General features: G+C 70.5%; 15 protein-coding genes. 4 read left to right on the top strand and 11 right to left on the bottom strand.

What is annotated here, in order from left to right; all coding sequences use genetic code 11:
* Positions 1–2: 2 nt before the first annotated feature.
* The 10 genes from WMF34_RS10985 to WMF34_RS10940 all read right to left on the bottom strand — a co-directional run bounded on the left by WMF34_RS10985 (position 3) and on the right by WMF34_RS10940 (position 9,962).
* Positions 3–305 (bottom strand): LysM peptidoglycan-binding domain-containing protein, encoded by a 303-nt coding sequence (locus WMF34_RS10985; protein WP_012234728.1) that lies wholly within the window; start codon positions 303–305, stop codon positions 3–5.
* Positions 306–327: 22 nt separating this feature from the next.
* The gene (locus WMF34_RS10980) at positions 328–972 is read right to left on the bottom strand and encodes a hypothetical protein (protein WP_012234727.1); all 645 of its coding nucleotides are present in this window, start codon (positions 970–972) and stop codon (positions 328–330) included.
* A gap of 33 nt (positions 973–1,005) precedes the next feature.
* Positions 1,006–1,269: a hypothetical protein gene (locus tag WMF34_RS10975; RefSeq protein WP_012234726.1), complete on the bottom strand. Its 264-nt coding sequence runs from the start codon at positions 1,267–1,269 to the stop codon at positions 1,006–1,008.
* The gene (locus tag WMF34_RS10970; RefSeq protein ID WP_437993251.1) at positions 1,266–3,209 is read right to left on the bottom strand and encodes an ATP-binding protein; all 1,944 of its coding nucleotides are present in this window, start codon (positions 3,207–3,209) and stop codon (positions 1,266–1,268) included. Before WMF34_RS10970 ends, WMF34_RS10975 begins: the two co-directional genes overlap by 4 nt.
* On the bottom strand, positions 3,206–4,504 hold the full coding sequence (locus tag WMF34_RS10965; RefSeq protein WP_437993250.1) for a DUF4255 domain-containing protein: 1,299 nt from the start codon (positions 4,502–4,504) through the stop codon (positions 3,206–3,208). The genes WMF34_RS10970 and WMF34_RS10965 overlap by 4 nt, the downstream gene beginning before the upstream one ends.
* Entirely contained in the window at positions 4,501–5,565 is a 1,065-nt protein-coding gene (locus tag WMF34_RS10960; RefSeq protein ID WP_012234723.1) for a hypothetical protein, read from the bottom strand. The genes WMF34_RS10965 and WMF34_RS10960 overlap by 4 nt, the downstream gene beginning before the upstream one ends.
* On the bottom strand, positions 5,562–6,287 hold the full coding sequence (locus tag WMF34_RS10955) for a hypothetical protein (protein WP_012234722.1): 726 nt from the start codon (positions 6,285–6,287) through the stop codon (positions 5,562–5,564). The genes WMF34_RS10960 and WMF34_RS10955 overlap by 4 nt, the downstream gene beginning before the upstream one ends.
* Positions 6,288–6,289: 2 nt before the next feature.
* On the bottom strand, positions 6,290–6,814 hold the full coding sequence (locus tag WMF34_RS10950) for a phage tail protein (RefSeq protein WP_012234721.1): 525 nt from the start codon (positions 6,812–6,814) through the stop codon (positions 6,290–6,292).
* 23 nt (positions 6,815–6,837) lie between these two features.
* Positions 6,838–9,225 carry a phage tail sheath family protein gene (locus WMF34_RS10945; RefSeq protein ID WP_437993249.1) on the bottom strand — a complete coding sequence of 796 codons (2,388 nt, stop codon included), beginning with the start codon at positions 9,223–9,225 and terminating at the stop codon, positions 6,838–6,840.
* A gap of 443 nt (positions 9,226–9,668) precedes the next feature.
* Entirely contained in the window at positions 9,669–9,962 is a 294-nt protein-coding gene (locus tag WMF34_RS10940; RefSeq protein ID WP_437993248.1) for an ATP-binding protein, read from the bottom strand.
* A 577-nt stretch (positions 9,963–10,539) separates the two neighbouring features.
* Between WMF34_RS10940 and WMF34_RS10935 the strand changes: the two genes are divergently transcribed.
* The 4 genes from WMF34_RS10935 (at position 10,540) to WMF34_RS10920 (ending at position 14,880) form a co-directional block, all read left to right on the top strand.
* Complete coding sequence (locus WMF34_RS10935) at positions 10,540–10,878, top strand: hypothetical protein (RefSeq protein WP_437993247.1); 339 nt, start codon at positions 10,540–10,542, stop codon at positions 10,876–10,878.
* 77 nt (positions 10,879–10,955) lie between these two features.
* The gene (locus tag WMF34_RS10930) at positions 10,956–11,105 is read left to right on the top strand and encodes a hypothetical protein (RefSeq protein WP_437993246.1); all 150 of its coding nucleotides are present in this window, start codon (positions 10,956–10,958) and stop codon (positions 11,103–11,105) included.
* Positions 11,106–11,819: 714 nt separating this feature from the next.
* Positions 11,820–13,070: a transposase zinc-binding domain-containing protein gene (locus WMF34_RS10925; protein ID WP_437993245.1), complete on the top strand. Its 1,251-nt coding sequence runs from the start codon at positions 11,820–11,822 to the stop codon at positions 13,068–13,070.
* A 145-nt stretch (positions 13,071–13,215) separates the two neighbouring features.
* Positions 13,216–14,880 (top strand): eCIS core domain-containing protein, encoded by a 1,665-nt coding sequence (locus WMF34_RS10920; protein ID WP_437993244.1) that lies wholly within the window; start codon positions 13,216–13,218, stop codon positions 14,878–14,880.
* A gap of 166 nt (positions 14,881–15,046) precedes the next feature.
* On the opposite strand, the gene WMF34_RS10915 is transcribed toward WMF34_RS10920, so the two are convergent.
* Positions 15,047–15,820: a hypothetical protein gene (locus tag WMF34_RS10915; RefSeq protein WP_437993243.1), complete on the bottom strand. Its 774-nt coding sequence runs from the start codon at positions 15,818–15,820 to the stop codon at positions 15,047–15,049.
* Positions 15,821–15,930 lie beyond the last annotated feature (110 nt).

Raw genomic sequence — 15,930 nt, 5'->3', positions numbered from 1 at the left:
CCTCAGGGCGAAGGCATGGAGATCTTGATGCGGCGCCCGGCGACCTCGGTCAGCTCGTCCGGCCGGACCGCGCCGTTTGCGTCGCACACGCGCCAGAACTGCGTGGGATCGCCCAGGTAGCGCGCGGTGATGTTGTCGAGGCGATCGCCGTCGCGCACCGTGTGCTCGAGGAGCACCACCGCGCCCTCGCCTTGAGGGATGAAGCGCCGGCGCTTGTAGCGCACCGTCCGCGGCTCGCCGCCCCCGTCGGCGACGGCGATCGTCGCCTCCTCGACCTTCGCATAGCGGCTGTTCGCATCGAACATGGTTTCAGCCTCCTCGACCCGCCTACCCGCCGACGCTGAACGAGAGCGCCCCCGACACCGCGCCCACGCCGTTGATCGTCGCGAGCGCCTCCTTGATCACCTGGTTCGCCATCGAGAGCGCGCCGCCCACGCTGAGCAGCCCGAGATCCTGGTACGTGAGCACCTTCAGCGAGAGCGTCGCCTTGGCGCGGATCGGGTTGAGCGCGGGATCGAACGCCTCCTCCGTGATCGTCAGGTTGGTGAGCCGCACCGGGACGATGCGCTTCGGGCCCCAGACGAGCAGGGTGAGCGGCGCCTCCGGCGGGATGACCTCGATGATGCCGACCGCGGCGAGGACCTGGTTGGCGATCACCAGCGCCGATTTGGGGTACAGCAGCATCTCCAGGGACGCGATCGCCGGGTAGAGGCCCACGCTCGTCGCGAGCTGCGAGCCCTGCTCGAGCTGGTCGGTGGCGTCGATCTCGACCGTGAGCGAGATCGTCTCGTTGGGCGGCCCGTTGAGCCGCAACGCTTCGCCCGGGTTGGTGCCGCCCACGGCGTTGGGCGTGATGGTGCGCGTCAGCGTGTCCGGGTTGTACTGGAACACGATGGTGCTCGCGACCGGGTTGAACGGGTCGAGCCCGATGATCGCGCCCTTGAAGACCTTCGGGCTACCAGGGAACGACATGCGCTCCCTCCTTTCGCGTGGCCGTGACCGTGATCATCGCTGGAGCCCCCCGTGGACGGCGCGCGCGACGGCGGCGCCGATCTGTTCGGGGCTCGCGCCCGGGTCGGCGTTGAACGTGCCGGCGTCGAGGCGACCGAGCCCGTCGTACGCCGCGATCGCGGTGGAGAGCGGCTGCTCCCGGAGCAGCCGCAGGAGCTCACGCTGGAGCGCATCGCCGATGTGGCGGCGGGCCTCGGGGGCGAAGCCGTCGAGCACGAGCTCGTCGATGTGCAGCTCGACGGAGGGGCGCTGGCTCACGAGAGGCCTCCCAGGTCGATCTCGGTGATCGGCCGCTGGAGCTTGGCGTACTCCGTCCGCGCGGAGCGGAGGACGTGGCCCATGCGCACGGGCTCGCCGCGCTCGGCCGCGAGGAACGCCGCTCCGATGGCGATGTTACGGATGTTGCCCCCGGCCACGTCGAGCCGCGCGAGCTTGCCGCAGTCGAGCCCCTCGGTCGGCGTGGCCGGCGGGAAGGCGCGCTGCCAGATGGCCCGGCGCAGCGCCGCGTCGGGCATCGGGAACTGCACCACGAAGCGGATGCGCCGGAGAAATGCGTCGTCGAGCGCCTCCATCATGTTGGTCGTCAGGATGGCGAGGCCGCGGTAGCTCTCCATCCGCTGGAGGAGGTAGCTGACCTCGATGTTGGCGAAACGATCGTGGCTGTCCTTCACCTCGCTCCGCTTGCCGAAGAGCGCGTCGGCCTCGTCGAAGAGCAGGACCGTGGCGCCGTCCTCGGCGGCGTCGAAGACGCGGCGCAGGTTCTTCTCCGTCTCGCCGATGTACTTGCTGACCACCTGGCTCAGGTCGACGCGGTGGAGATCCATCTCCAGCTCGCGGGCCAGCACCTCGGCCGCCATCGTCTTGCCGGTGCCGCTCGCGCCGGCGAAGAGCGCGCTCACGCCGAGCCCGCGCGTGGCCTTGCCGAAGCCCCAGTCGTCGAGTACGCAGGCCCGGTGCCGCACGTGCGCCCCGATCTCGCGGAGCAGCGCGATCTGCGCCGGCGGCAGGATCAGGTCGTCCCACCCGGCCACCGTCGGGATGTGCTGCGCGAGATCCGCGAGGCGCGGGCGGATCTGGGCGCGGCACGCGCTCCACAGCGACAGCCGCGGGTCGCCGTTGCCGCTCTCGAGGTCGCTGCGCGCGTAGGCGGCGGCGGCGAAGATCGCCTCGCGGCCGAGATCGAACTGCTGCACGACGCGCTCGATCTCGCCGGAGCGTTCCGCGTCCTCGGCGCCGACAGCGGCCTGCCACAAGGCCCGCTGCTCGGCGCGGGCCGGCCGGTGCGCGTCGACGCGGATCACCGGGCGCGCGCCGGCGCGCACCGGCGCGGCGCTGCTCACGACGACCGGCAACGCCGGACGATCCGCGAGCATGGCCACGGCGCGGAGCGCCTCGGGCGGCTCGTCGTCGTCGATCTCGATCAGGATGGTGCCGCTTGAGAGCAACACCTCCCGCTCCAGGAGCGAGGCGACGAGGTCGCGATCGGCGGCATGCAGGTACGCCGCTCGTACCGCGACGACGCCGCCGCCGCGGAGCGCCGCCGCGCCGGCCGCGATCTCGCGCCGCGTCGCGCGATCAGCCCCGCAGAGCTGGATGACCGCGGCCGCGGCCGGGCCCTCGGCGAGGCGTGCGATACGCTCGGCGATGCGCCGGTGCGTCGGCACGAGATCGCGCGCCGCGATGAGCGGCTGCGCAAGGTCGCGCAGCCGCTCATCGAGCGAGGGCGTACCCGTGAGCCAGTGCAGCGCCCACTCGTCGATGCGCAGCGGCGCCGACGTGAGGCCGGCGCCGCGATCGAGCTCGATGAGCCGGTAGCGGCGCAGCGGCGCGAACGACACGAGCGCGTTCCAGTGCGCGTCGGGAAAGGCGGCGAGCGCGAGCGAGAAGGTCGCGTGGGTGGAGCGCGCATTGCCCTGCGCCGCCGCACAGAGCGCGGGGAAATCCGAGCAGAGCTCGATCCCCGCGCAGAGGACCAGCACGCGGCGCTCGAACGACGAGAGCCCGAACGCGGAGCACACGAGATCCAGGGCCGGCGGGCTGCCCTGCGCGGGCGACGCCTCCCCCGCTGGCGTGGGCGCCTCGTCCGGGCGGGGGGCGCCGCCCGGCGACCGCGCGTGGCGCTCGAGCAGCGAGCGCACCTCGTCGAGCGCCGCGCTGAAGGCGCGCTGGTTCGCGCGGATCCACGGCTCGCCCGTCATGAGAGCGTCACCCTCGGGTAGTCCTCGGCCGCGGCGACGAGCGCGCTGTCTGCGCCGTCGATCTGCGCGCGGACCGCATACGTCCCTGCGCTCACGTCAGCGACGTCGAAGTCGATCGTGAGCGTGGTGAGCGGATCGGCTGGCCCGCTCGGGCGCGGCTTGGCCTCGAAGGCGTAGGCCCGCGGCGACGCGGCCGGCGAGACGCGGCTGAGGAGCACGGCCGCGCGCTGCGCTCGGCCCACGGCTGCGCCGAAGGTCAGCGTGACGCGGCCGGTGCAGAGCGTCTCGCCGGCCACCGTCTTCGTCGTGAGGGGCCCCGTCGCGACGGCGGTTACGCGCGGGTGCACCACAAAGGGGACCACGTTCGACGACGACCCGAGCCGAGAGGACGGCGGCTCGCCAACCTGCACCGCGTGCGCGACCTGGAGCCCGTGCACGCCGGCCGCGAGCGGGGCCGGGAGTCCGCCGAGATCGAAGCGGAGCTCCGCGTCGCCCAGAAAATCCGGCCCGTTCGGCGCGGGCACGCCGTCGATGACGACCTGCGTGACGTCGCCGCGCAACGCGCGCCCCCGCACGGAAAGCGTGCTGTCGCCGACGATGGGCACATGGCGCGCGGCGTTCGTCACCTCGCCGACCCATGGCGCCGCGAAGGGCACCGCGCGCACCGCGACGGCGTGGACCGGGAGCGAGGGCGCCGGCGTCTCCTCCGCCTCGACGATGACGACCGAGGCGCGGCAGACCACCGAGAGGTCGTACGGCGTCTGGAAGAGCACCGACCAGATCTTCGAGATCTCCTCCAGGCTGAGCGTCTCGAGCGTGATGCGGACGGGTTCGATGGCGTCGGCCAGGTTCGAGGTCTTCATGAACTCGAACCCCTCGCTGTCGCCGAGCGCGCTGATGGTGGCGGCGATCATCTCGCGGCTGAGCACCGGGCGCGCGTGCAGCGTCTGAAGCGTGATCCCCAGGGCGCGCTGCGCCTCCCAGAACTTGTCCGACCCGTGAAAGCTGAAGAGGTAGTGCAGATCGATCGCGACCCGCGGCCGCTGCACGGCCTCGCCGCCGGACCTTCGCGTCGGGAGATCGTCGTTGCGCGCCGAGGGATTGGGCGTGACCTGGAACAGGTAGATGTTGACGCCCTTCTTGGTGAGCCCGGCCGTGCCCACGGTCGGCCGGACGGTGCTCACCGAGAGCGTGCCGGGCGACACCTTCAGGCTGTCCGCCGCGACGTCGAGCGCCGCGCTCACCAGCCGCTGGAGCGTGGCGGTGACGGTGGCGATCGCGAGCGAGTTGCTCATCGGCGCGCTCCCTGCTGCGCAAGGTAGTCCTGGAGACCGAGGAGCGGCGGCCGCGGTCGCTCCGGGCTGGGCGCGGGGGAAGGCGGCGGCGGCGCGGCGCGGACCTCGATGCGGCCGATGCTCACGCGGATGGTGGGCGCAGCCTGCGCGGGCGCGGGAGCCGTCGTGGGAGCGCTCGGATCCGCCGTTTGCGCTCCCGGCTCGGCCCTCTCGATGGAGGTCGCGCCGCCTGCGCGGGGCGTGGCGCGCCCAAGGGGCGGGGCGTGCTGTACCAGCTGCGCGTCGGGGACGAGCAGCGCCTCGGCCTCCGGGGCGAAGGGCGAGAGCGCGGCCTGCGGGCCGATCACCGCTTCGGTCCGGCCTCGCGTGGGCGTGCTCGCGTCGCCGTGCGGCGCCGTTGGGCGCGCCGCCGTTGGGCGCGCCGCCGTGGCGGCGCGGGTAGCCGACACGGCCGCAGGCATCGCGGGCCCCGAGTGATGCGCCGGGAGGCCTCTGCTGGGAACGGGCGAGGACGCCGGGGGACCCGCCCCCATCGACGGCGCTGGACCGAGCTGCCGCGGCACGCTGGACGCCATCGACGACAGCGGAGGGGCCGCCGCGGGCGCCGCTCCAGGCTGCGCCGGCGCGCTGGACGCCATCGACGACAGCGGAGGAGCCGTCGGGGCCATCCGTGCGCGCACCGCCGAGGTCGTAGCAGGCGACGCCGGCCGTGAGGTCCACTTCTCCGCGCTTTGGCGCGGGCGTTCGCCCACCTCGGAGAGCAGCGCGCTTGGCTCGATCGCGCCCTCGCCTGCCTGAACCGCGGCGGGCCTCATCACCTCGCCGTGGCGCGCCGGCGCCGTCCGCTCGACGAGCGGCGCATCACCCGCCACCTGTTCGCCCTCCACCTCGCTCCACGGCGATGCCGGAGGTGTCTCGACCGCTCGCTCTTCCGCGATGGAAAACGGCGACGGTGCGGCCGGCCGCCGCGGATCCGGCGCGTACCGCGACGCCACGAGCGGCTTCACCACATCCGCGACGCCGACCGTGCGACCCGCGAGCCGGCCGAGGAAATCGCTCATCCGGCCACCCTATCCAGGTACGCCTGCCGGCGCGCCGCGCTCATGCCGAGGATGCGCGCCTCGTCCCACCCGTAGGCGCTGGCCAGCGTGTGGACCTCCGCGAGCAGGCGCCCGGCCTGCGCCGCGATCTCGGCCCAGAAATAGCTCTCGATATCGAACACCGTTTCCCACGCGTGTCCGCACGCTGGACACGCGAGCTCCAGCGTCAGATCGGCCGCCGCGTCCAGCTCGGCCATGCGCTCGGCGAGCTTCTGCACCGCCTCCTCCGCGATCGATGCGCCGTCGATCGGCGCATCGCCCTGCGCCGCCTCGAGCACGCAGCGCTCGAGCAGCATCCGCCGCGCCGCCTCGACCGAGCGCGCGCCCACGACGGCCGCGAGATCGCGGCTCGTGGGCAGCCGGAAGTGGATCCGGAGTCCATCGATCTCCGCCTCACCTTCGAACACCGCGGCGGCGACCGGGAAATCGCGCGCGGAGAGCGCGAATTCCAGCCGCTCGCCGCACGCGCCGCACTCGGCGAACCCGCCGAGCGAGTCGCCGAAGGTGCCCCGGCGCAGCGCGATCAGCAGGCTGTCGCGTTGGCCGACGGTGAGCGCCGCGAGCGCCCCGCGATCCAGCTCCGGATGGGCCGTCCCGAGCACGGAGAGCGCCCTGTCCAGAGGGTGCTGCTCCAGCCCGGCCTCCCAGGCCAGGAGGACTCCAGCGCTCGATAGACCGCGCATCCTCAGCTCGGGATCGTGAAGCTCGGCTCGGTCGGCTCGGCGACCTCGAGATCGCGCTCCCAGCCCTCGCACTCCAGCTTGATATGCTGGATGGCGACGGCGTTGGCGTTGGCGTCGAGATCGGGCATCGCCTGGTACTCCGAAACCCAGCAGCGATACACCTTGTAAGCGAGCGCGAGCTGGCCGGCCTCGTTGTAGACCTCGATGATGAGGTCCTTGCGGAAGTCCCTGAGCGACACCTCCCCGCCGAGGCCCGCGCCGAGCGCCCACACCTTGTTCGCCCACTTCTCGAACTCGGTATCGTGGGTGACGCCGCGGTCGAGCGAGATGGCGTCGAACTCGGTACGACCCGGCGATTTGCGCGTCGTGCTGGGGTCGCCGCCCTCGCGGTGCTTCACCACCTCGGTCGTCCGCTTCAGCCCGCCCACCTTGCTCACGCCGGCGACGTAGCGCCCGTCCCACTTCACCCGGAACTTGAAGTTTTTGTACGGATCGAACCGCTGCGCATTCACGCTGAACTGGGGCATGGTCGGTCCCTCCTCGATTCTTCCTAGGCCGTGAGCTGACCGGCCATCTGCTGGATCTTGATGATCACGAACTCGGCGGGTTTGAGCGGCGCGAAGCCGACGATGACGTTGACGATCCCGCGGTTGATGTCGTCCTGCGTGGTGGTGTCGCGATCGCACTTCACGAAGTACGCCTCGCGCGGCGAGCGGCCCTGGAAGGCCCCCTGGCGGAAGAGGCTTTGCATGAAGGCGCCCACGTTGAGGCGGATCTGCGCCCAGAGGGGCTCGTCGTTCGGCTCGAAGACGGCCCACTGCATCCCACGGTAGAGGCTCTCCTCCAGGTAGAGCGCGAGGCGCCGGACCGGCACGTACTTCCACTCGCTGCCGAAGGCGTCGTCGCCGTCGAGCGTGCGCGCGCCCCAGTTGACGATGCCGAACGGGAACACCCGGAGCGTGTTGACCGCGCGCGGGTTGAGCACCCCGTTCTCGCCGTCGGAGAAGCGCTGGCTGAGCCCGACGACGCCGCGCAGATCGGCCTCCATCCCGGCTGGCGCCTTCCACACCCCGCGGCTCGAATCGATGCGCGCCATGAGCCCGGCGATCGCGCCCGACGGGCTCACCGTCGCGTTGAGCCCGCCCTCGCTGACGACAACGGAGGGATAGAACAATGCCGCGTTGGCCTTCACCAGCCCGATTCGGATCGCGTCCACGCCGACATTCTTGTCGGTGGCGGGGACCGTGTTCGTCCACGTGTCGGTCGGATCGACGAGCAGGAGCGCCCGTCGCTTCGCTGCGAACACGCTCGCCGGCCCCCACAACCCGGTGCGCGCGACGGGGGCCCCGTCCTTGTCCTTGTTCGCGGCCAAGATCAGGAGGTTGAAGAGGTCGATCTCCTTGTCGGCGATGAGATAAGCGGCCTGGTAGTCCGTATCTTGCGGCGGGTCGCCGTCGTCGCCCGCCTGGCCGGGAGTCTGGGAGCCGAGGCCGCCGGCGCCGAGCGAAGCGTAACGCACGTTCTTGTTGAAGCTCGTCGCGAGGTTGGTGCCGCCCGCGCCCGCGCCCGTGGAGATCTTCGGCACGACATTGTCTGAGCCGTCCGCCGCGATGAACGCGAGGCGCAGGCCCCATAGCTCGGCCCGGTAAGGCACGCCGGCGGCCGCGGCGTTGGCGTTGAACCGCGAAACGATGAGCCCGAGCTTCTCTCGCACACCGTCGCTGTTCCCATTCTTCGAGCTCGAGCTCCCGTCGACGAAGATGCGCCCGGTCCCGGCGGGCGTTGTCACCACCGTCACCAGCGAGCCGATATCCACGTCCTTGCCATCGATGGTGATCTTCGAGATCGCGCCCTGCGTCTCGCCTGCGAAGGTCGTGAGCGCGCTGAGCGCCTTGTAGCTGATGCCGGTCGGCGCGGGTCGCGTGGCGGCCCAGGCGCCGACCTCGAGGCCCCCCTGCGGCTCGCCGAGCATGAGCGCCGCGGTCAGGTCTTTTGCCGGATCCGCCGCGGGCTGGATGATCACATCCGCGCCCGTCGACTCGATGCGGAGCAGCGACGTGACGCTGCCCGTCGCCCTCTCCGGGCCGGTTACGAAGCTCACCTTGACCGTCTTGGTCGGCGAGAGCTTGGCGTTGATCCTTTGCTCGATCTCCGTGGCCAGGTTGTTCTGGCGCGCGCCGAAGTCGGCGCCCGTGATGGCCGGGATCCCGCCGAGCTCGACGTTGACGAGCTCGCCGCCGTCGACGCTGATGCGAAGGTCCGTGCCGGCCCCCCGCGCGTCATTCCACACCTGGTTGAAGGCGGCGTCGTCGGCGGCGCTCGGAAAGTCGAGCGGGCGGCCCGACTGCGAGTAACCCACGCCCGCCGAGTGCGCGCCGGCCAGCTCGGCTTTGACGAGCTTCGACGACTGCGTCACCAGCGTCGGCGCGTAGCGGCGCGAGTTGGGATCCATCGAGAGGTTCGTCCACAGCTCGACGTCGCGCCGGACCAGGGCGCCCGTGGAGTCCTTGTCCCAGCGGAAGAGCTCCAGGTTGAACGTCGCCTCGGGGCGCGGGCCGCTGTACGTGACCGCCGCCCGGATGGTGTTGCCGATGAGCCCCGGGCTCTTGGCGGTGAGCTTGAGGACGTCGCTGTCGGCCTCGCTCTTCAGGGTGGTCACCGCCGCCTGGGCGTTGTGGGCGATACGCAGCACCCAGCATTGCGAGCCGCCGTTCTCGAAGAACAGCCGCACGCTCTGCGCTAGCTCGCCGTAGCGGGTATCCTCGGAGTAAGCGCGCGCGAAATCGGCGTAGCTCAGGCACAGGGTCGGCTTCTCCAGCGAGCCCTGGGCAGCCCGGCCGACGAAAAGGGCGATCGAGGTGCCGACGCCCGCGATGGTGCGCACGGCGCTCGGGGCCTCCTCGATGTAGACGCCAGGATAGGTCGGTGTGACGGGCATCGAGAACTCCTCCTTGGGATGGGCGGGGCTGACCGGCGCAGCGAGACGGCCTTGGCAGACACCGAAGCCTGTGCCGCGAGCACAAACGATTTGAGCTGCACTATCGCGGCGGGCGACATGCGCGCCGCGCCCCCAGATCACCGGTCCCCTCAACAACGGACTGCCGCATGACTCCCCACAACTGCGCAGGCCCAGACGATCCGGAAGACGGCAAGCACGGCAACAGATTTCGTCGAGGACGTCAAGTCGTCTACGGGCGCACCGGATCGCGCCGAACGCTCGTGCTGCGAGTCGTCATGGCGGCGCCGCGCGGTTCATCGAAGGCCGGCAGCGACGGCTTCGGCGGCGACGCGCGGACAGGTTTCGCTGGACGCGCTCGGCGGAGGAGCGAGTCCTGTCGGATATATACCGGGTTACGGCAAAGGCGGGCGCCGTCGCGCTCGTCAGAAAGACCGTGTGGGTTCCGGAAAATCTGCGGCAGCCAGTCCGGAAAATCTGCTGCGCCCAGCCTGCTCCTGATCATCCACCCGCAGCTCGCCCTCGGGCAAGTGCTTGGTCCTCACCGACGGCCCGTCGAGCCGCAAGAGCCGCCCACGATGCAGGATCCGATCGACGATCGCGTCTGCGAGATCATCGTCGTGCAGCACCGCCCCCCAGCGCTTCGGGTGTTTGTTGGTCGTCGCGTTCTTGCCGCGAATTTCGACAACCCGCCGGGCTATCACCCATGTCGGCGCCATGGCGGAGCGGCGGGCCGGGGGCGGCGGGCCGCGACGCTCGCTACCGCGGCGGCGGAGGCGCTCGCCGAGCCCCCGGCTCGCGCTCGATATGTCGGCGCGCGAGAACGTAGAGCGCTAGCGCGCAGCGTTGCAGGAGGAGAGCCTCCGGGTGCAGCAGAGCCGGCTAGCGGAGCTGTCCACGCCGATGATCCCGATCACCGAGCAGGTGTGTTACCGAACTGGCTAGATGATGGTCCTGGGCCCTTTTTCGCTCGCGCTGGTTGATGGCCATCCGGTGCCCGGAGCCCCCGCCGGAGGCTCCGTTCGCCCATCGCCCGCACGGGACGGTCGCCGGAGCGCGGAGGGCGGGCCAAAGGCGGCGTAGCCGCGGCGCCCCGGCGCGGGCACCCTTGACGCGCCTGAGCACTCCGGCAGCTACGGCCGCGGGATGGGCCGACCATCACGGCCGTGACCGGGAGCGCACACCTCCGCGATGGCCATCGAACAGCCTGCGCGATCGAGCATCAACCATCGTGAGCGTCAATAAGGTGATGGTCATGCCTCGGGACCATGGATGAGCAGCGTGCCAGGCACGTGCTTGAATCTGCGCTCTCTGGCGCCACGCGAGAAAGCCGATTTCACCGAGCGCTTCGTGGATGTCCTCGGCATCGGCGTGCAGGTTCGGCGGGCGCCGCGCACCGCCGGGCCTGCCGCGGACGGCGGCGTGGAACATGCGCGCGTGCCGGACCGCGTCGGACGCGTGGCGCAGGTAGAGCGCGCGGCGCCGCAGGTCGGGCGTCCGCGCGGCAGCGAGGCGGAGCGTGAAGAGGCTCCCCGGCTCGGCGAGCGCGAACCCATAGAGCTTCCTGGCGGGACTGTCCCGCGGGGGCGAACCGTCGCGATCCGTCGCTTCCCCGGGGATTCGGGGAGAGCGTGACGACGGATCGCACCCCCTTGGTCGGCATGGGCCCAACCCGGGCCCCACCGCGGAGCCCCGGGCTTGGGGAGCTCGCCGTGACCGAGCCGTTGGGTCGGGCTGCGGTGGTCGCCTCGCTCGCCAGCACCCTGAGCCGCGCCGTCGCCCTCGGGGATGAGGTGGCGGCCCGGGTCGTTCACGCGGCGATCGGTCGGCTGCTCGGGCTGCCGGTGACACCGGAGGGGTGAGCAAGCTTGGGCCGAACGTCGAGCCCGCCGCTCGCGTCGACTCGCTGCCGGAGCCTTGCCGCTCGCCAGTGCCCGCAGGCTCTACTGGGATCGCCCGCGCGCGGCGGTTGCGTGCCGAAGCGCCCCGGAGACATCCGGAAAGTGATGCCGGCAAGCACCAGACCTGTGCCGGGAGGCAAGCGCGGCGGCGTGCGCAGGCGACGACCCTCTCGCCGCGATGCTGCATGGCGACGCCATGGCGGAACTGCGGACGCCACGGGGAGCGGAGGGAAAACGAGTGGCGAAGCGGCTCCTGCATGCTGGCACGGAGGCGGCACGCGCACCATGCGCCTCGGCGCCAGAGAGCGCAGATTCAAGCACGTGCCTGGCACGCTGCTCATCCATAGTCCCGATGAGAGGCATGACCATCACCTGCTCGGTGATCGGGATCATCGGCGTGGACAGCTCCGCTAGTCGGCTCTGCTGCACCCGGAGGCTCTCCTCCTGCAACGCTGCGCGCTCGCGCTCTGCGTTCTCGCGCGCCGATATATCGAGCGCGAGCCGGGGGCTCGGCGAGCGCCTCCGCCGCCGCGGCAGCGAGCGTCGCGGCCCGCCGGCCCCCGGCCCGCCGCTCCGCCATGGCGCCGCCATGGGCGATAGCCCGGCGGGTTGTCGAAATTCGCGGCGAAAACGCGCCCTCACCGCGTGGCGTGCGGCGTGCGGTGTCGGCGCCGTGTGGCCAGCGCGGCTCGCAGCACGGGCGTCGTCTACGAGCGCCGTCGCCGCGAGAAGACGACGCTCTACGAGATCGTGCGCGACAACGTGGAGACGCTGTACGGGGCGATCGACGACGGCGCCATCGCGGTCCGGATACCCAAGCATGCGAAGAAGGAGCTCGAAGTCTACCTCGACTGCGGGCTGCTCTGCCGCGGGGTCGCGCGGCTCCGGTGCCACCGATGCGAAGACAGTCGGCTGGTCGCCTTCAGCTGTAAAGGACGCGGCTTCTGCCCGTCGTGTCTGGGCCGACGCATGTGTGCCACGGCGGCGAACCTGATCGAGGACGTCCTGCCCGAGGTGGCGCACCGTCCGTGGGTGTTGACGTTTCCGTTTCCGTGGCGGCGCAGGCTCGCCCAGGACGGGGCGTTGTTCGGCGTGCTGACCCGCATCTTCGTCGAGAGCGTGGAGCGGTTCTACGAAGAGCGCGCCGCGCGCCGAGGCGCGTGCGGCGCGGTCAAGAGCGGCGCGGTGACCGTCGTGCAACGCACGTCCGGCGACATGCGGCTCAATCCGCATCTGCACGTGGTCTTCCTCGACGGGGCTTATCACGAAGACGGCACCGAGCTCGTGTGGAACGAACTCGGTCACCTGCGAACGCGCGAGGTCGGTCAGGTCCTAGAGCACGCCGTCGGGCGGATGCTCCGTTACCTCCGGCGGCACGGACATCTCGAGAGCGAGCACGACGTCGAGGAGGACGACGAGCCCGAGGCCGCGCTCTGTGCCTCCGCCGTCTCGGGACGAGAGCCGCGCCACACGTCGTCGCCCCGCAATGGCTCCGCGGGCTCTCGTCGTATTGTCCGAGCGCGCTCGCGTACGACAAGCCGCTGTGCGCTGCGCTCGATGGCTTCACCTTGCACGCAGCGACGCGCGCCGGTGCGCACCATGCCGCGGCGAGGGAGGCGCTGCTGCGTTACGTGCTGCGACCCCCGATCGCAAAGGAGCGCGTCGAGCCGCCTCCCGGGCCAGACCAACGCCCGGACGGACACGTGTGCCCACGGCACGCCGATGCGCCCCGTAGCGCGCTCGGCGCCGCCCGGACCACGCTCTTTCGACCCAGGACCGAGCCATCACGACGCTCGCGGCCCCACCCTTTCGCTCTGCCGCGCTACACTTCTTCGCGCTGCGATCCGGCTTCTTTTACCTACGCGCCCGGATGTGGTCATCTGGATTGCGACTGACGGAGCGGAAGTGGCGCGAAGTAGGCGTTGAAACCGCGAAGCGCCGCTGATACCTTGGAGGCGGTTGGATTGAAGAGGAAGAGACCGCCATGTTCTGCTTCACTCCCAAGCCTGCTCCGGCCGGGCCGCGACACGCAGCCTCGCCCGCTCCTGCGCACCCGCGGAAGACTTTTCCGGTGAACCCGAGCTGGCAGCAACTCAGCCCGTCGCGCCGGAGCCCGACCTCGGGCGCACAGACGGCATCCCCGCTTCGCAGCGTGCACGAGGGGGAGGGATTTGCAGCCCCGCCTGTCGTGCAGGAAGTGCTGCGCTCACCCGGGCAGCCGCTCGACGCAGCGACCCGCGCCTTCATGGAGCCGCGCTTCGGGCATGACTTCAGCAGCGTGCGCGTGCATGCTGACGCGCGGGCCGCCGAGTCGGCCGCGGCCATCGATGCGCTCGCATATACCGCGGGCAGCAACATCGTCCTGGGCAAGGGCCAGTTCCGGCCGGACACCAGGCATGGTCGATCGCTGCTCGCGCACGAGCTTGCGCACGTCGTTCAACAGAGCCGAGCGCCCAGAGGGGTGAGCCTCGACTGGCGCGAGGTCGGGCCGAAACACACCGCGGCGGAGCGCGAAGCTGACCATGTCGCCGGGTCCCTCCTCGATAGCGGCCGCGCACCGCAGCTCACCGGCGGTTCGGCCGCGCAGATCCAGCGCAGCTCGCTGGATGAGCACGACCACACCGAACGCGGCCGGACACCTCACTACACCCTCAAGCTCAGACTGGAGCTGGACGCGGGCAGCGATTTCGCGGCTCGCTTGCGGCAAGAGAGCGGCGCGCCCTTGATCGAGTCCGAGGTGAGCGCCGCGCTCAACAACGAGGTCTTCACGATCTGGAACCATCACGGCACGATGCTGCAGCTCGACTATCTGGAGACCGTGATCTTCGAGCGCAGTCGGTTCCCCAAGGTCGAGGCCGCCTACAACACCGCGATGAAGAACATCGGCACGGAGGACTTCGCCAAGCAAAAGGCGGCGTTGCCGACGGAAGGCGCCGTCCTCGTCGCCGCCATCGAAGATCATTTCATCACCGACCCGAGCACGTCGAGCCTTGATCTGTTGCCGCCGAAGCAGCGCGAGCGCTATCGGGAGTTCGCCTGGGATAAGGCGGACTACCCCGGCAATCCGACCGGTCCGAATGAAGGTCGGGCAACGCAGATGATGAACGATCTGAACGCCATTCGTCCGGAACGCCGCGCCAACCAAGGAAGCGCCCCGGTGGTCACCCAAGCGGAGTTCACGAAGACGATGCGCCGCTACGTGGACAGCCAGCTGCAGCCGGTGCCCAATTTTCCCGGCCCACTCCCGGACGGGCAGACCCCCACGCAGCCCAAGGGCAAACAGCTCAACAAGCTTGCGCTGAAGTCCTTCCTGCAAATGCGCGAGGCCGCGCTGCAGGACGGCGTTGCCCTCATCGTGCTGGATGCTTATCGCTCGCCCGAGACGGCGGCGAGCAACGCAGAAAAAGCGGACAATCGCAATGCGGTGGCGGCGTTCTCCGTGCACTCCCTGGGCATCGCGATCGACTTGAAGCTGAGCTACAGCTATCAAAAGTCCGACGGCAGCACGGCTACGCAATCGTATGCCGAGGCGACTACGGTGCCCATGCAGAACGTCGTCGACATGCGCGAGGCGTCGGCGCACAAGTGGCTGTTCATGAAGGGCGCGGCCTACGGCTGGTATCCGTTCCAGAACGAGCCGTGGCACTGGGAATACAACCCCGAAGGCTTCCACGACGTGTTCCGGGAAGAGCTGAAAGCACAGCAAGAGAAAAAGGAGAAAGGGAACAAAAAGTGACGCCGTCGCGGGGCGCGGATGCAGTGCGACGGCTCCCGTGCGCTCGCGTCCTCGACGCGCCGATCGCTCCGCGCCGCGGAGGTCGAGGCGTGGACTCGGCGGTGATCTTCGTTCGGCCGTGCGATCGCCGTCCCGGCGCGAGGCGCTGCGCCTCGACGCGCGCCCCTCACTCTCGCCCGTCGAAGCCCTCCTGCGCGAAGAACTCGAAGCTCGGCGACGCCGTTCCGCCCAGCGACACGACCCCCTTCGTCGGCGAAATGCACACCTCGCCGGTGCACGTGTCCTCGCACGATCCGTCGCGCGGGTGCGCGTGCCCGAAGCAGGTGACCTCGCCGCGCGGCGTCTTCACCACCGTGACATATCTGTAATTGTTTCCCTTCGTGGGCTTCACGATTCTCGGCGGATGCGTGTACGTGGGCGGCTTCTTCAGCGCCGCGGTAACCACGGATTCGTCGGCCTCGGCGTCGAGCACGTACAGCCCCTTCGCGGTCACGGCGACGTGCAGCGGGAGGTGTTCGCGATAGCTCACATCCTGCTTTTCCTTGCCGATGTACTGCGTGTAGCGGAGCCGCGCGACGTCGGCGCCAGTGACCCGGTGCGTGTCGTAGACCTCGACAGCGATCACGTCGTCGGGCTCGGGATTCCTCAGGTTGTAGTTGAACAGCGCCATGCAGCCCTTGTCCTGCACGAACACCGCCCACGGGGCTGCCGGCGGCGGGAGCGCGCCTTCCGGGCAGGGGGCCGGGTGCTGCGGTGCCTCGGCCGCAGGCGCCGCGCTCGGTGCGGCCGCCGGCGCTGCGCGCGCCCCGGAGGCGCTCGGCGCAGGCTCCGCGGAGGTCGCGCGCGGCGGCGGTGCGGGCGGCTGCACTCCCTCGGGAGAAGGGGCGCTCGAGCAGGCCGCGAGCGCGACCAATATCGGGACGATCGTCACGCGGCGCATGATCGCCATCTTACCACGGGAGCGGCTTCCCCGCGCCCGCCCTCACGATTCGCCGTCTTTGGGAACGCGGATCTCCGTTCCGCGGAGGCGGGCCGAGAAGAAACATTTCA

This window comes from Sorangium sp. So ce145, from assembly GCF_051525985.1.
GTDB classification, from domain to species: Bacteria; Myxococcota_A; Polyangia; order Polyangiales; family Polyangiaceae; genus Sorangium; species Sorangium cellulosum_B.
This window is presented reverse-complemented; position numbering and strand designations above follow the sequence as displayed.

Bases quoted from the DNA above. Each gene is read 5' to 3' on its own strand.
- WMF34_RS10985 (WP_012234728.1), bottom strand. From the start codon at position 305: ATGTTCGATGCGAACAGCCGCTATGCGAAGGTCGAGGAGGCGACGATC.
- WMF34_RS10980 (WP_012234727.1), bottom strand. From the start codon at position 972: ATGTCGTTCCCTGGTAGCCCGAAGGTCTTCAAGGGCGCGATCATCGGG.
- WMF34_RS10970 (WP_437993251.1), bottom strand. From the start codon at position 3,209: ATGACGGGCGAGCCGTGGATCCGCGCGAACCAGCGCGCCTTCAGCGCG.
- WMF34_RS10965 (WP_437993250.1), bottom strand. From the start codon at position 4,504: ATGAGCAACTCGCTCGCGATCGCCACCGTCACCGCCACGCTCCAGCGG.
- WMF34_RS10960 (WP_012234723.1), bottom strand. From the start codon at position 5,565: ATGAGCGATTTCCTCGGCCGGCTCGCGGGTCGCACGGTCGGCGTCGCG.
- WMF34_RS10955 (WP_012234722.1), bottom strand. From the start codon at position 6,287: ATGCGCGGTCTATCGAGCGCTGGAGTCCTCCTGGCCTGGGAGGCCGGG.
- WMF34_RS10950 (WP_012234721.1), bottom strand. From the start codon at position 6,814: ATGCCCCAGTTCAGCGTGAATGCGCAGCGGTTCGATCCGTACAAAAAC.
- WMF34_RS10945 (WP_437993249.1), bottom strand. From the start codon at position 9,225: ATGCCCGTCACACCGACCTATCCTGGCGTCTACATCGAGGAGGCCCCG.
- WMF34_RS10940 (WP_437993248.1), bottom strand. From the start codon at position 9,962: ATGGCGCCGACATGGGTGATAGCCCGGCGGGTTGTCGAAATTCGCGGC.
- WMF34_RS10915 (WP_437993243.1), bottom strand. From the start codon at position 15,820: ATGCGCCGCGTGACGATCGTCCCGATATTGGTCGCGCTCGCGGCCTGC.